The 15,211-nt window shown below is 74.5% G+C and carries 7 protein-coding genes; 4 read left to right on the forward strand and 3 right to left on the reverse strand.

Going from position 1 to position 15,211, the window contains the following annotated elements; all coding sequences use genetic code 11:
- The first annotated feature begins 66 nt into the window (after positions 1 to 66).
- The 3 genes from ACFVFH_RS28565 to ACFVFH_RS28575 all read left to right on the forward strand — a co-directional run bounded on the left by ACFVFH_RS28565 (position 67) and on the right by ACFVFH_RS28575 (position 3,510).
- Positions 67 to 1,404, forward strand: coding sequence for a PLP-dependent aminotransferase family protein (locus ACFVFH_RS28565; protein ID WP_383773799.1), 1,338 nt, complete (start codon positions 67 to 69; stop codon positions 1,402 to 1,404).
- A gap of 77 nt (positions 1,405 to 1,481) precedes the next feature.
- Positions 1,482 to 2,051 carry a TetR/AcrR family transcriptional regulator gene (locus ACFVFH_RS28570; RefSeq protein WP_383773801.1) on the forward strand — a complete coding sequence of 190 codons (570 nt, stop codon included), beginning with the start codon at positions 1,482 to 1,484 and terminating at the stop codon, positions 2,049 to 2,051.
- A gap of 280 nt (positions 2,052 to 2,331) precedes the next feature.
- Positions 2,332 to 3,510: a GDSL-type esterase/lipase family protein gene (locus ACFVFH_RS28575; RefSeq protein WP_383773803.1), complete on the forward strand. Its 1,179-nt coding sequence runs from the start codon at positions 2,332 to 2,334 to the stop codon at positions 3,508 to 3,510.
- A 13-nt stretch (positions 3,511 to 3,523) separates the two neighbouring features.
- Here the strand turns inward: ACFVFH_RS28575 and ACFVFH_RS28580 are convergent, their stop codons facing one another.
- The 3 genes from ACFVFH_RS28580 to ACFVFH_RS28590 all read right to left on the reverse strand — a co-directional run bounded on the left by ACFVFH_RS28580 (position 3,524) and on the right by ACFVFH_RS28590 (position 6,455).
- The gene (locus ACFVFH_RS28580) at positions 3,524 to 4,417 is read right to left on the reverse strand and encodes an oxygenase MpaB family protein (RefSeq protein ID WP_383773805.1); all 894 of its coding nucleotides are present in this window, start codon (positions 4,415 to 4,417) and stop codon (positions 3,524 to 3,526) included.
- A 24-nt stretch (positions 4,418 to 4,441) separates the two neighbouring features.
- Positions 4,442 to 5,398 (reverse strand): 4-hydroxybenzoate octaprenyltransferase, encoded by a 957-nt coding sequence (locus ACFVFH_RS28585; protein ID WP_383773806.1) that lies wholly within the window; start codon positions 5,396 to 5,398, stop codon positions 4,442 to 4,444.
- 193 nt (positions 5,399 to 5,591) lie between these two features.
- Positions 5,592 to 6,455, reverse strand: coding sequence for an aminoglycoside phosphotransferase (locus ACFVFH_RS28590; protein WP_383773808.1), 864 nt, complete (start codon positions 6,453 to 6,455; stop codon positions 5,592 to 5,594).
- 274 nt (positions 6,456 to 6,729) lie between these two features.
- Between ACFVFH_RS28590 and ACFVFH_RS28595 the strand changes: the two genes are divergently transcribed.
- Complete coding sequence (locus ACFVFH_RS28595; RefSeq protein WP_383773809.1) at positions 6,730 to 15,135, forward strand: type I polyketide synthase; 8,406 nt, start codon at positions 6,730 to 6,732, stop codon at positions 15,133 to 15,135.
- Positions 15,136 to 15,211 lie beyond the last annotated feature (76 nt).

The following is a 15,211-nucleotide window of genomic DNA, read 5'->3' on the forward strand; positions in this document are numbered from 1 at the left end:
TGGGTCTCGACCGTAGAGACCCACGACCAGGACAGTCGAGAAATTGTCATGCATACAATCCGGCACATGGCAACTTCGCGGTACAAAGCGCTGGTCGACGCGTTCGCACGGGACATCCGGACCGGGCGGCTCGCCCCGGGCGTGCGGCTGCCGACACACCGCGGGCTCGCCACCCGTGAAGGCATCGCCGTGGTGACCGCGACCCGGGTGTACGCCGAGTTGGAGACGATGGGCCTGGTGAGCCGGGAACAGGGCCGTGGCACGTTCGTGCGCGACATCGCGGTGCCCGCCGGTCACGGCATCGACCAACAGGCCGTCGCCACGGATGCGGTCGACCTCAACTTCAACTATCCGTCGCTCCCCGGACAAGCCGATCTCCTCCGGCAGGCACTGCGCGAGGTGGCCACTTCCGGTGATCTCGACTCGCTGCTGCGCTACCAGCCGCACCAGGGGCGCCCCCAGGACAGGGCCTCGATCGCGCGGCACCTGGGGCGTCGGGGAATCACCGCCGACGCGGACCGGATCCTCATCACCAACGGTGCGCAGCACGGCCTGGCCGTCACGGTCATGGCCGCGCTCAAGCCCGGCGACGTCGTCGCGGTCGACGCGCTGACCTACTCGGGTTTCAAGGTGCTCGCGCACGCCTTCCACCTCGACCTGGAGCCGATACCCGTCACCACCGACGGACCGGATCTCGATGTCCTGGAGAAGCTGTGCGCGACCCGCCCCGTGCGGGCGATCTACACCATGCCCACCCTGCACAACCCTCTGGGCTGGGTCATGTCGGCACCCGACCGGAACCGCCTCGTCGGGATCGCTCGACGGTACGGTCCGCTCCTCATCGAGGACGCCTCCTACGCCTACCTGGTGGAGGATCCGCCACCGCCTCTGGTCACCACCGCGCCGGACGTCACCGTCCATGTCTCGGGACTGTCCAAGAGCGTCGCCACCGGCCTCCGGGTCGGCTTCGTCGTGGCCCCGGCCGCTACGGTGCCGTCGCTCGAACGCGCGATCCGGGCAACCACCTGGAACACCCCGGCCCTCACCGTGGCAATCACCTGCCGCTGGCTCGACGACGGCACGGTGGACCGCCTGGAGGCACGGAAACGGGAGGACGCCAAGGCCCGCCAAAGGCTGGCCCGGCAAGAGCTGGCAGGTCTCCCCCTCATCAGCCACCCCGCGTCCTATTTCGCATGGCTGCCGCTGCCCGACGACGCACGCGCCGATCGTCTGACCGCCAGCCTCGCGCGTCAGCACATCTCGGTGTCCACGGCCGAGCCGTTCACCACCTCGGTGCACACGCCGCAAGCGATCCGCCTCGCCCTGGGCTCGACCGATCCGGACAGCCTCCGGTCGACACTGCGCACCGTGCGACGGGTGGCCATCGAGGACGCCTACCTCTGAGCCCCCTGGAGACGGGCCAGTTTGCCTAAAAGCTTTAGGCAAACACATAATGGTTATCGCCAGATCGGAGGAAGGTTATGGTCAGAGCAGGACTGACCCCGGAGCGTCTGACCCTGGCCGGGGCGGAGCTGGCCGACGAGGTCGGGTTCGACCAGGTGACGGTCTCGGCGCTCGCCCGGCGGTTCGACGTCAAGGTCGCGAGTCTGTATTCGCACCTGAAGAACTCCCAAGACCTCAAGACGAGGATCGCGCTGTTCGCGCTGGAGGAGCTCGCCGACCGGGTCGCCGACGCCCTGGCCGGACGTGCGGGCAAGGACGCCCTCGCCGCCTGCGCGGCCGCCTATCGCGACTACGCCCGCGAGCACCCCGGCCGCTACGACGCCGCGCGGCTCCGGCTCGATCCCGAGACGGCGGCCGCCAGTGCCGGGGTACGGCATGCGCAGATGATCCGGGCGCTCCTGCGCGGCTACGACCTGCCGGAACCGGACCAGACACACGCGGTCCGGATGCTGGGCGGCATGTTCCACGGCTACGTCAGCCTGGAGCTGGCCGGAGGCTTCGAGCACAGTGCCCCCGGAGCGGACGAGTCCTGGGCCTGGGTCGTGGACTCTCTCGACGCCCTGCTGCGGGCCCGCGCCGCACGCTGACCGGCCGAGGACCGCACCGCCGGAGGCGCGTTCGCTCGCGTCGGCCGCCCGGAGCAGCGATCAACGACACGGGGAAGGCCGGGCGCAGGAACAGCGACAGCCGGGCACAGAAGCACGGACAGACAGCCGGGCACAGAAGCACGGACAAACGGCCGGGCACAGAAGCACAGGCGGACGGCCGGGCACAGGAACACGGACAGACGGCCGGGCACGGGAACACCTGCTGCTGAATCATGACGAACGATGACAAAAATCTTGCACATGGCTGGGGCGATGAACGATGAACGCTGAGCACGACTGGATCACCACACCCGTCACCGCGGACCTCCTCCGCGGCCACCTCGATGTGGAGACGACGGCACACGGTCTGCTGCCGCACCGGCTGCCCGCTCGGGCCCGTCGGCAGATCCCCGACGACCAGCTGGCCATGGCCGAGGCCCAGCCCTCCGGCGTACGGCTGGCCTTCCGCACCCGGGCCACGGACATCGAGCTGGACACACTGCCCACCAAGCGGGCCTACCAGGGGTTTCCCGCGCTGCCCGACGGTGTGTACGACCTGTCGGTGGACGGCACCCCCACCGCCCAGGCCACGGTGGCCGGCGGAAACGTACGCACGATCACCGACATGGTCACCCAGTCGTCCGAGCTGACCGAGGGGCCCGTCGGCACCGCCCGGTTCACCGGTCTGCCCGAGCGCGACAAGGACATCGAGATCTGGCTTCCGCACACGGAGATCACCGAGCTGGTCGCGCTGCGCACCGACGCCCCCGTCGAGCCGATGCCGGACCGCGGGCGCAGGGTGTGGCTGCACCACGGCAGCTCCATCAGCCACGGTTCGAACGCCACCCGTCCGACCGGCATCTGGCCCGCCCTGGCGGCCTCACTGGGCGGAGCCGAGCTGGTGAACCTGGGGTTCGGCGGCAGCGCGCTGCTCGACCCGTTCACCGCACGCGCGATGCGGGACGCCCCTGCGGACCTGATCAGCCTGAAGATCGGCATCAACGTCGTCAACGGTGACGTGATGCGTCTACGGGCCTTCGGCCCCGCGGTGCACGGATTCCTCGACACCATCCGCGAGGGTCACCCGGCCACACCGCTGCTGGTCGTGTCGCCCATCCTGTGCCCGGTCCAGGAGGACACCCCCGGCCCCCTCATGCCCGACTTCGTCGGCGGGACCCTGCGGTTCAAGGCCACGGGCGATCCGGCCGACCGCGCCACCGGGCGCCTGACGCTCAACGTCATCCGTGACGAACTCGCCCGGATCGTCGAACAGCGGGCGGCCGACGACCCGGAGCTGTACTACCTCGACGGCCGTGAGCTGTACGGCGAGAAGGACTACGCGGAATTCCCGCTGCCCGACGCGATCCACCCCGACCCGGCGGCCCACCGCCGTATCGGCGAGAACTTCGCGCGGCTCGCGTTCGGCGACGGCGGTGCCTTCGCCACCGGGACCGTCTGAACGGACCCCGGCGTCACCCCTGTCCCGCCCCCGCCAGCCGCTCCCGCGCGGCAGCCTGGATCTGCGAGGGCCCGAGCCCCCACTGGATGACGTGTCCGACGGCCGTCGCCAGGGGCCGGTCCCAGCACGCGCGGACGGGGGCCGGGCGGTGGATGCCCAGTTCGGTACGGGCCCAGTCGGGGAGCAGCCCGATCGAGGCGTTCATGAGCAGGCGCACGACCAGCCGTTCCCGTCGTGTGCGTCCGAAGCGGCGGAGGAACAGCACCGAGTCCAACGCGGCCGGGGTGGCGTGGAGTCGGGGGCGCAGGCGGGTCAGATAGCGCTCGGCTTCGAGGGAGGTGCGCGGTACGTCACGGGCGCCCAGCGCCTCGGCCATGGGAGCGGCCCGGTGGTAGTAGGAGTCGCACTCGGCGGGTGTCAGCCGGTGCGGCCCGGGTGCGTAGGTCTGGTGACCGGCGAGGAAACTGCGCACCTCGGCGGTGTGCACCCAGGTGAGCAGGTCGGGGTCGTCCGCGCGGTACGGCCGGCCGTCGGGGGCGGTGCCGTGGACGCGGGTGTGGATCCGCCGGACGAGGTCGATCACCTCGCGGGCGGCGTCCGAGGAGCCGAAGGTGGTCGTGGTGATGAACCGTACGGTTCCGTTGAGCCGCCCGACCGGATCGGCGCGGAAGTCGGAGTGCTGGTCGACCCCGGCCATGGCCAGCGGATGCAACGACTGGAGCATGAGCGCGGCGAACCCGCCGGTGAGCATCCCGGTGGCATGTCCGTGCACCCGCCACACCGGATCCCCGGGCGCGATCCCGAACAGCCCGGGGTCACCGGGCGGCCCCGCGTACCGCTCCAGACCGAGGTCCCCGCCGTGCATGGTCGCCGTGAGTTCCGCCGCGATGCGTTCCCGCAGTCCCACCAGCGCCTCCAGGATCCGTGTCTCTCAGCCGAGGGTACCGACCCGCCCGGCGAGCACGGCCACGAGGATGAGCAGTCCGCACAGGGGGTTGGTGCCGAACGCCCGCCCGCAGGCGCCGACGTCCATGGGGTCGGCCCGCCACACCTGCCAGCCCAACTGCCCCGCGACCACGCACAGTCCGGGCCAGTACAGCGGTCCGAGCCCGGCCAGCGCCCCGAACCAGACGAGCAGCACCACACACCCCGCGTACACACCGCCCACCAGCACCCGGCTGTGCCGCCCCAGCAGCACGGCGGCGGACCGCACCCCGGCCCGCACATCGGCCTCCCGGTCCTGGCAGGCGTATATCACGTCCGTCCCCACGGCCCAGCAGATCAGCGCCCCGTACAGCACCCCGCCGCCGAGCCCGAGCCCTCCGGTGAGCAGGCCGTACACCAGCGGCACGGACCAGTTCATGGTGATCCCCAGCCACACGTGCGGCCAGTGGGTGATCCGCTTCATGTACGGATACACCGCCGCGAGGGGCGCACCGGCCGCCGCCCACAGCACGGCCCGAACACCCCAGAACCCCATCACCAGCGGAGCGATGGCCCCCACCGCGACACACAGCACCAGGGCCCGCCGGGCCGCCAGTCGGCCGGAGGCGACGGGCCGCCCCGCCGTGCGCGGCACCTGGGCGTCGAACCCCGCGTCCAGCACGTCGTTGAGCCCGCAGGCGGCCCCTCGCGACAGCACCCCGTACACCAGGAGCAGCAGTCCGAGCAGGCCCCCGTCCCGGGGCCCGGCGATCGCCGCCAGGGCTATCCACCCGGGCACCACCAGCAGCCAGGCCCCCACCGGCCGGTCCAGCCGCAGCAGCTCCAGATACGGCCGCACGCCGGCCGGGGCCCGTCCCACCAGCCGGGCGGCACAGCCCCGGGCCGGGACGGGGGCCGGTAACCGGGGCGCGGCGGGGGCCGGGGCTCGTGAGGCGACGGTCATACCGATTCATGTCCCTTTCCAGGGGGCGCGCATGCCGATCGGTCCAACCTAGCCCCGGCCGGCCGGTGCCTTCAAATGGTTGCGCGGTGCCTCACGATCGGGTGACACACCGGGCCAACCACCCTATATCGGCAGGGAGTTGACGCTCTCCGTTCGGGCCGTCGCGGGGCGGCCGGCGACCGGACCGGGACCATCAGTGACGCGCCGTCACGCTTCTCACCACCGCATCGGTCGCCCGTGCGTACCGGTCCCGCTCACCGGGCCCCGTCCGCCCCGCGGGCCCCGTGATGCCGCTCTGCGCGACGAGTCTGAAGATCAGCGCCCGGATCAGCATCTGCTGCCAGTCGGGATGATCGCTGCCCCGCGTCAGCAGGCCGGGCGGAAGGTCGTACCACAGCAGTCCATCGGCGACCACGACGGCCTCGGCGAACACCGGGGGCCGCCAGTACGGCGAGAAGTCGATCACCGCGGGCGCCTCGTCCGGGGCGAAGAGCACATTGCCGGTGAGGTCGCCGTGGATGAGCTGAGCCGCGCTCTGTTCCACGGGGCGCCTCAGTGCCAGCAGCGCCGCGAACGGGGCGGCGAGGTCGTCGACCACCTCGATGTCCTGTTCGCCCCACGCGACCCGGTCGCCCACCGCCCAGGGATGGGTGCGCCGTTCGAGGAAGTCGGGCCGGGGGTGGTGCCGCAGTGCGGCGTGGAAGGCGCGGCCCGCGTCGAGCACACCGGTCCAGTGCCTGCTCGGACCGGGCTCACCGGTCAGGAACTCGGCGGCCGTCCAGCCATCCACGAGACTCCGGCCGTCGGCGGCCCGCAGCGGCAGCGGGACGCGGAAGCCACGGCCCGGCGCCAGTCGCTCGAAGAGGGAGGCGGCCCACTCGGCCTCGGTCCCGCCCCCGGCCCCGTCTCCCGCAGTGGCGTCGGCGGGCTTGAAGACAGCCCCGCCGACGAGAACGCTTCGTCCCTGCCCGCCGGACAGGGGGACAGGGGTGCCCCGCACACCGAAGGCATCGAGGACGGCGCGGGGCGGGACGGCGTTGCTCGGTTGCTCGGTCACGCCGGGCATCCTGCCTACTCCCTCCCGCCCGGCGCACCCCTTTTTCCGCCGCGGTGCCGGGCCGCCCCGGCCGCGTACGGGCTGCCCCGGCGGGCCGCCCCGGCTGTCCTCCACGGCAGCGGGTTCCCGGTGCCGCCGATCCGTGCACACGGCGCATGACCACGGGATTCACCGATCGGCATCCCGTACCCCCGCCGGGGGTGACCGGCCGCCAGGAGGGAACCTGGTGCGGCACGCCGCCGTCCTCAACGGCGGGTCGTCTCAAGGAGGTCATGTGGTGGACAGCCACGCCGACATCGTCAAACCGCTGCCGGAGCTGCTCGGGCACCACGCCCGGCGCCACGGGGACCGGGTCTCCTTCGAGGACCGGCTCAGGCGGGTGACGTACCGGGAGCTGGAGCGGAGGACCGCGCGGCTGGCCGGTCACCTGGCCGGACTCGGCGTGGAGCGCGGTGACCGGGTGGCCGTACTGCTCGGCAACCGCGTCGAGGCCGTCGAGAGCCTGCTCGCCGTCACCCGGGCGAGCGGTGTGGGCGTGCTGCTGGACCCCGGGAGCTCGGAGGAGGAGCTGGCGCGCCTGCTCGACGACAGCGGGGCGCGGGTGCTCCTCACCGACGACGCCTGCCTGACGCGTCGTCGGACGTTGCTGTCCCGGCCCGGGACGGTCCTGGTGGTGGCCGAGGGCGGCGCCGAGGAGGACACCGGTGAGCGGGCCCCGGCGGCGGACGGCGTGCTGAGGTTCGAGGAGTTGGCGGGTACGGAGCCCCGGACGCCCGCCCGCGACGATCTCGCCCTGGACGAAGTGGCCTGGCTGCTCTACACCTCGGGTTCCTCCGGCGTGCCCAAGGGTGTCCTGTCCACCCAGCGCAACCGCCTGGCGCCGGTCGCGGCGGGCCTGGTCGGTGTCCTCGGCCTGTCCGGACGGGACCGTGTGCTGTGGCCGCTGCCCCTCCATCACGCGATGAGCCAGATCGTGTGCTTCCTCGGGGTGATCGCCGCGGGGGCGGGAGCGGTGCTGCTGCCCCGGTTCTCGGTGGCGGGGGTGCTGGGCGAACTGCGCCGGGAGGGCGCCTCGTTCACCCTGCTCGGCGGGGTTCCGACCACGTACTCGGCGCTGCTCGACGCGGTCCGGGGCGAGGAGGGCGGCGGTGGTCTCGGCGGCCCGGAGCTGCGGTGCTGTGTCAGCGGTGGCGCCGCGGCGGGGCCCGGGTTCGGCGAGTCCTTCGAGGCGGTCTGCGGTGTGCCGTACCTGGAGCACTACGGCAGCACGGAGGCGGGCCCGGTCACCATGCCGGAGCCGGGCGCGGCGACGCCGTCCGGAGGGTGCGGCCGGGTGCTGCCCGGCGTCCGGGTCCGGGTCGGCGGGGGCACCGACGGCCGGGACGCGGGCGAGGGCGAGCTGTGGGTCAGCGGGCCCGGGGTGATGGCCGGGTACCACGGCAGGCCGGAAGCCACTGCGGCGGTGCTGCGCGAGGGCTGGTTCCGCACGGGCGATCTGGCCGTCATCGACGCCTCCGGCGGGCTGGCGATCACCGGCCGGGCGAGCGATCTGATCATCCGGGGCGGGGTGAACATCCATCCCTCCGAGGTGGAGGCGGTGCTGCGGCGGCTGCCCTGGGTGGCGGACGCCGCCGTGGCCGGACGCCCGCACCCCGTCTTCGGCGAGGTGCCGGTCGGCTATCTCGTCGCCGAGCCCGGCGGGGTGCTGGACCGGGGGCGCGTCCTCGCCGCCTGCCGCGCGGAACTGTCCGGTTTCAAGGTGCCCGCCGAACTGTTCGAGGTGGCGGAGCTTCCCCGTACGGCCTCCGGGAAGACCGTGCGCCGGGATCTGGCCAAACTGCCCGCTCGGGCGCTGGGTGCGGAGGCCGGCGGGAAGCCGTCGGAGGACCTGCTGGCCCTGGTGCGGGACGAGGTGGCGGCCGTGCTCGGCCGTACGGCCCGGTCGGTGGAGCCGGACACGGCGCTGCGGGACCTGGGGATGGACTCCCTGACGGCGACCGTGCTGCGGGAGCGGCTGTCGGCGGCGACCGGCCTGCCGCTCTCCGAGGCCGTCGCCTTCGACTTCCCCACCGCCGCGGCGCTCGCCGCGCACCTCGGGGAACGCCACGCCACCGCACCGGCCGGGGCCGCGCCCGTGGACCGGGGCGCGGTCCGGTCGGACGACGACCCCGTGGTGATCGTGGGGATGGGCTGCCGCTATCCCGGAGGGGTGACCTCTCCCGAGGAGCTGTGGCGGCTGGTGGCCGACGGGAAGGACGCCATCGGGCCCTTCCCCACCGACCGGGGCTGGGACGTCGGGGCCCTGTACGACCCGGACCCCGGGCGGCCGGGCCGGACCTATGTGCGCGAGGGGGGCTTCCTCTCCGGTGTGGACCGCTTCGACCCCGGCTTCTTCGGCATCTCGCCCCGCGAGGCGCTGGCCATGGACCCGCAGCACCGGCTGCTGCTCGAAGTGGCGTGGGAGGCCTTCGAGTACGCCGGTCTCGTCCCCGGCACGCTGCGCGGTTCGGCGACCGGGGTGTACGTCGGGCTGATGTACAGCGACTACGCGCGCGGCCTGACGAGGACGCCCGAGCAGGTCGAGGGGTACCTCGGCCTCGGCAACGCCGGAAGCGTCGCCTCCGGCCGCATCGCGTACGCCTTCGGTCTCGAAGGCCCGGCCATCACCGTGGACACGGCCTGTTCCTCGTCCTTGGTGGCCCTGCACCTGGCCGCCCAGGCGCTGCGCCGGGGCGAGTGCGCCTTCGCGCTGGCCGGTGGTGCCACGGTGATGTCGGGGCCCTCGTCGTTCGTGGAGTTCAGCCGGCAGCGGGCGCTGTCGCCGGACGGCCGCTGCAAGGCGTTCGGCGCGTCCGCCGACGGCACGGGGTGGGCCGAGGGCGCCGGGATGCTGCTGCTGAGCCGGTTGTCCGAGGCGCGCCGCGCCGGGCTTCCGGTCCTGGCCGTGGTGCGCGGCTCGGCGATCAACCAGGACGGGGCGAGCAACGGGCTGACCGCACCGCACGGACCGGCGCAGCAGCGGGTGATCCGGCAGGCGCTCGCGGACGCGGGTCTGCGTCCCGCGGACATCGACGCGGTGGAGGCGCACGGCACCGGCACCCGGCTGGGGGACGTCATCGAGGCGGAGGCCTTCTTCGCGACGTACGGGGCGCGGGACCGGCCGGTTCCTCTCCGGCTGGGCTCGGTGAAGTCGAACATCGGTCACACCCAGGCAGCCGCCGGGGTGGCCGGTCTGATCAAGATGGTGCAGGCGATGCGGCACGGGCTGCTGCCGCGTACGTTGCACGCCGACGAGCCGTCGCCCCGGGTCGACTGGTCGTCGGGGCGGATCGCGCTGCTGACCCGGGCGGTGGAGTGGCCCGCGACGGACCGTCCGCGCCGGGCCGGGGTGTCGTCGTTCGGGATCAGTGGCACCAACGCCCATGTGGTGCTCGAAGAGGCCCCGGGCGGCGGGGCGGCCGGTGACCGGGGCGGGCCCGGGGCGGCGCCGGGGCGTGCGCAGGGTCCCGGGCGGGCCGCGGTGGCCTTCCCGGTGTCGGGGAGGAGCGTGCCGGGGCTCCGGGCCCAGGCGCGACGGCTGTACGACCATGTGGCCGCCGCTCCCGACGTGTCCCTGGCGGACATCGGGTACTCGCTCGCCACCACACGTGCGGCCCTGGAGCACCGGGCCGTGGTGGTCGCCCGGGACCGTGCCGGGCTGCTGGACTCCCTGCGGGCCGTGGCGGAGGGCGACGACCGGTCCGGGGTGCACCTGGGCACGTCCCGCCAACCGGGCGCGACCGCCTTCCTGTTCACAGGTCAGGGCAGCCAGCGTGCGGGCATGGGCGGCGAGTTGTACGCGTCGCGGGAGCTGCATCCGGCCTTCGCCCGTTCGCTGGACGAGTGCTGTGACCTGCTCGACCCGCTGCTTCCGGTGCCGTTGCGGGACGTCGTGTTCGCCGGGCCCGGTACGGAGCGGGGCGCGCTGCTGGACACCACCCGGTTCGCACAGCCGGCGCTCTTCGCCCTGGAGACGGCGCTGTTCCGGCAGTTCGAGGCGTGGGGGGTGCGCCCCGGCGCGGTGGCCGGGCATTCGGTGGGCGAGGTCGTGGCGGCGCACGTCGCCGGGGTGCTGTCCCTCGCGGACGCGTGCACGCTGGTGGCGGCCCGGGGCCGGCTGATGGACGCGCTGCCGCCGGGCGGTGCGATGGCGGCGGTGGCGGCCGGTGCGGACGAGGTGGCCGCCCGGCTCGCCGGGGCCGGGGGCGCGGTGGAGATCGCCGCGGTCAACGGGCCCGCCTCGGTGGTGGTCTCTGGCGACGCGTCGGCGGTACGGGAGGTGTGCGCGTACTTCCGGGAGCGGGGCCGTGCGGTGAAACCGCTGCGGGTCGGCCACGCCTTCCACTCGGCCCGGATGGAGCCCGTGCTGGCCGAGTTCGGGGAGGTGGTCCGGGGTCTGTCCTTCGCCGCGCCCCGGCTGCCGCTGGTCAGCGCGGTGCGGGGCCGGGCGGCCACCGCCGAGGAGGTGTGCGCGCCGGAGTTCTGGGTGGACCATGTCCGCCGTCCGGTCCTCTTCGCCGACTCGGTGGCGCATCTGGCCGCCGGGCAGGACGTGGCCCACTACGTCGAGCTGGGCCCGGAGGGGGTGCTCACCGGCCTGGTGCGTGACTGCCTCGCCGTGTCCGGGGCGGCACCGGCGGCCCCGGATCCGGATGAAGCGGGCGGCGGGCGGGGCCCGTTGCCGCTGGTCCTGCCGACCCTGCGCGGGAAGCGGCCGGAGGCGGATGCCCTGCTCGACACGGTGGCCGCGCTGCACGCCCGGGGCGTACCCGTCGACTGGCCGTCGGTCCTCGCGGGGGGCGACGGGCGGCGCGTGGCCCTGCCCACGTACGCCTTCCAGCGCCGCCGGTACTGGCTGGAGGCCGTACCGGAGCGTCCTCGCCCCTCCCCGGAGGCCGGGCACCCGCATCCGTTCCTCCGGTCGGGCACCCGCACGGCCGACGACGACGGGCTGCTGCTGAGCGGGGTGCTGTCGGTGCGGGACCAGCCGTGGCTCGCCGACCACGTGGTGGCCGGGGAGATCCTGCTGCCGGCCACCGCCTTCGTCGAGATGGCCCTCCACGCGGGCGCGTCGACGGGCGCGGACGTCCTGGACGAGCTCGTCCTGACCGCGCCGCTCGCCCTGCCCCCGGAGGGTGCCGTCGCCCTCCAGGTGAGGGTGGCGGGGGCGGATGGCACGGGACGGCGGACGGTGCTCTTCCACTCCCGGCCGCACACCCCGGCGGGCGACGAACCCTGGATCAGGAACGCCACCGGCACGCTCGCACCGGCTCCGTCCGGCGCCGACGCGTCCGGCGGCGCGCCCCGGCCGGACGCGTCCTGGCCCCCGGAGGCGGCGGTGCCCCTTCTGCACGCCGCAGGCGGCGGGGCCGGTCCGTACGAGCGGCTGGCCGTCGACGGGCTGCGTTACGGCCCCGCCTTCCGGGGCATGCGCGCCGCCTGGCGGCTCGGGGCGGAGCTGTACGCGGACGTCGAGCTGCCCGTGGCGGCCCGGCCCGCGCACCGGGCGGCGGACGGCCCGGGGTTCGTCCTGCATCCCGCGCTGCTCGACGCGGCGCTGCACGCCGTGGCCCTGGACAGCCTCGTCGCGAACGGTTCCGGGGCCGCCGGTCCGGCGGGCGAGGGGCTCCGTCTGCCGTTCGCCTTCAGCGGGGTGCGCGTGCACACCGCCGGGGTACGGCAGCTGCGGGTGCGGGTGGCCCCGGGTCCGGACGGGCGGGCCGAGGTCGAACTGACCGACGAGTCGGGCTCACCGGTGGCGACGGTCCGTTCGCTGGCACTCCGGCGGCTCCCGCCTGCCGGAGCGGCGGCGGCCCCGGCCACCGGCGCTCTCCACCGGCTGCGCTGGGTGCCGGCGGCCGAGCCGCCCGCGCCCGTGGCGCCGCCCCGCTGGGCGGTTCTGGGCGCGGCGGGCACCCCGCTGGTGGACGCGCTCGCGCCGCCGGGGTCCGGCGTACCGGTGTACGCGGCACCGGCGGCGTGCGACGCGGCACCGGCCGTCGTCGTGGCACCCTGCCCGCCGGACACGGCCGACGAGGGGCCGGACCGGGCCGCCGGTCTGCTGCGGGCGGCGGACCGGGCGCTGGGGCTCGTACAGGAGTGGCTCGCCGAGCCGCGTCTGTCCCGCTCCCGTCTCGTCCTGGTGACCTCCGGCGTCGTGGCTCCGGACGAGGACAGATTCCCCGCGGACGGCACCGGCCGCGGGACCGGGGGCCGGTCCGATGCGACGGCGCCCCTGCCGTCGCACGCTCCGGTGTGGGGACTGGTCCGCTCGGCCGTGCGGGAGAACCCGGGCCGTTTCGCCCTGGTCGACGTGGACGGGCGCCCCGACTCGTGGAGCGCCCTGCCCGCCCTGCTGGCGGCCCCGCCGCCGGAGGCGGCCGTGCACCGGGGGACGGTGCACGTGCCGGAGCTGGTGCCCGTGACAGAGGTGGCATCGAAGCCGCGGGCGGCGCGGAAGGCACGGACGCTCGGCCCGGAGGGCACCGTCCTGGTCACCGGCGGCACCGGTTCGCTGGGCATGCTGGTGGCGCGGCATCTGGTCGCCGTTCACGGCGTCCGGCGTCTGCTGCTCGTCGGCCGTCGCGGGCCGGACGCCCCGGGGGCGCGGGAACTCGTCGCGGAGCTGGGCGGGGCGGGCGCCGAAGTGGCCGTTCACGCCTGTGACGTCGCGGACCGGGCCGCGCTCGCCGCCCTGCTCGACACGGTACCGGCGGCCCACCCGCTGACCGGCGTCGTGCACACCGCGGGGGTCCTGGACGACGGCGTCGTCGCCGCGCTGACCACCGAGCGGCTGAAGCGCGTGCTGCGCCCCAAGGTGGACGCCGCGCTCGCGCTGCACGAACTGACCCGAAGTCATGACCTGGCCGTGTTCGCGCTGTTCTCCTCGATCGCGGGAACCTTCGGCTCCGGGGGCCAGGCCAACTACGCCGCGGCCAACTCCGCGCTGGACGCCCTGGCGCGGCACCGCGGCCGGCTCGGACTGCCCGCTACGTCGATCGCCTGGGGCCCCTGGCAGCAGAGCGCCGGCATGATGGCGCACCTCGGCGACGCGGACCGGCAGCGGATGGCCCGCTCCGGGTTCGCCCCCCTCGGGCCGGAGGAGGGCCTGGCGCTCTTCGACGCGGCCGTGGCCGGTGACGAGCCCGTGGTGGTGGCGGCCCGCCTCCTCCCGGCCGCTCTCCACGGCGGCGGCACGGCGACGGACCCGCTGCGCGCCCCTGCTGCCCGCAGGAACGACAGGAGCGACAGAAGCGGCGGGAGCGGCGGGAGCCCCGAGAGCGACGCGAGTGGCGGGAACGACGGGAGCGACCCGGCCGACAGGAGCGGGAACGGACTCGGCCGGCTGTCGGCGATGGCCTCCCCCGACGAACTGCACGGGGTGCTGCTCGCCGAGGTCCGTACGCTGGCGGCGCACGTCCTGGGCCATCAGGAAGGGGCGGGCGAGATCGACGAGGACGCCCTGTTGGCGGATCTGGGGCTGGATTCCCTGGCCGCGGTCGATCTGCGCAACGAACTCGCGGCGCGGACAGGACTCGCACTGCCGTCCACGCTGCTGTTCGACTTCCCGACGCCGCGCGCGCTGGCCACCGAACTGACGCGGTGGTACGCCACCGAGGCACCCGGCACGGGCACCGCGCCCGCCGTCCGGACGCCGTCCGGGACCGACGGCGCCCCGTCCTTCCCGGCCCGACCGGCGGAGGACGGACCGGGGGCCGGACCGGGGGCCGGTGCGAAGGACACACCGGGTGACGGCCCGGAGAGCGGTGCGGGGGCGGGCGCTTCGCCGGACGCCCGGGTGCGGGCCGCCGGAGCGCCGCAGCCCGAGGAGTCCCCGGACTCCCTGGGCGCGCTGTTCCGTACCGCGTGCGCGCGGGGGCGGAGTTGGGACGGGATGGTGCTCCTCACCCTCGCCGCACGCCTCCGCCCGGTCTTCGACGGAACCGGGGCGACCGGCACGGCACACGAACCGGTCGTGCTCACGGCGGGTGGCACGGGGGCCCGGGTGGTCTGCTCCCCCGCGCTCAGCGCCCTGTCCGGACCGCAGGAGTACGCGCGTTTCGGTGCCGGGCTGCGAGGGCTCCGGCCGGTTTCCGCGCTGCGGCACCCGGGGTTCGAGCCACGGGAGGCGCTGCCCGCCACACTGGACGCTCTCGTCACCGCCCAGGCCGCTGCCGTCCGTTCAGCCGCGGCCGAAGGCCCGCTGGTCCTGCTGGGGCGGTCGGCCGGTGGCTGGGTGGCCCATGCCGTGGCCGAGCGGCTGGAGTCCGAGGGCGCCGCCCCGTTGGCCGTCGTCCTGGTGGACACCTATCCTCCCGGGCACGGTGACCGGGGGGAGGACCTCTCCACGATGACGGCGGACATGCTGCGCCGCGCGGCGGAGTTCGCCTCCACCAGCCCCGGCCGACTCACCGCCATGGCCGGGTATTTCGATCTCTTCCGCGACTGGAAGCCCACTCCGCTCGCCTGTCCCACGCTGTACGTACGAGCCAGGGATCCGCTGCCCGGCGCCGCTCCCGCCCCGGACTGGAGCCTGCCGCACACCGGGATCACGGTGCCCGGGGACCACTTCACCATGCTGGAGGAGCACGCCCGTACCACCGCGCTCGCCGTCCACGAGTGGCTCGACAGCAGGTTCTGAGGAGGTCCCGTCCCGGCAGAGGCGCGGAGGCGTGTGGACGCACCGTCCACCACACGCCCCCGCGCCCAACCCGCCC

This window comes from Streptomyces sp. NPDC057697, from assembly GCF_042799335.1.
Classification (GTDB): domain Bacteria; phylum Actinomycetota; class Actinomycetes; order Streptomycetales; family Streptomycetaceae; genus Streptomyces.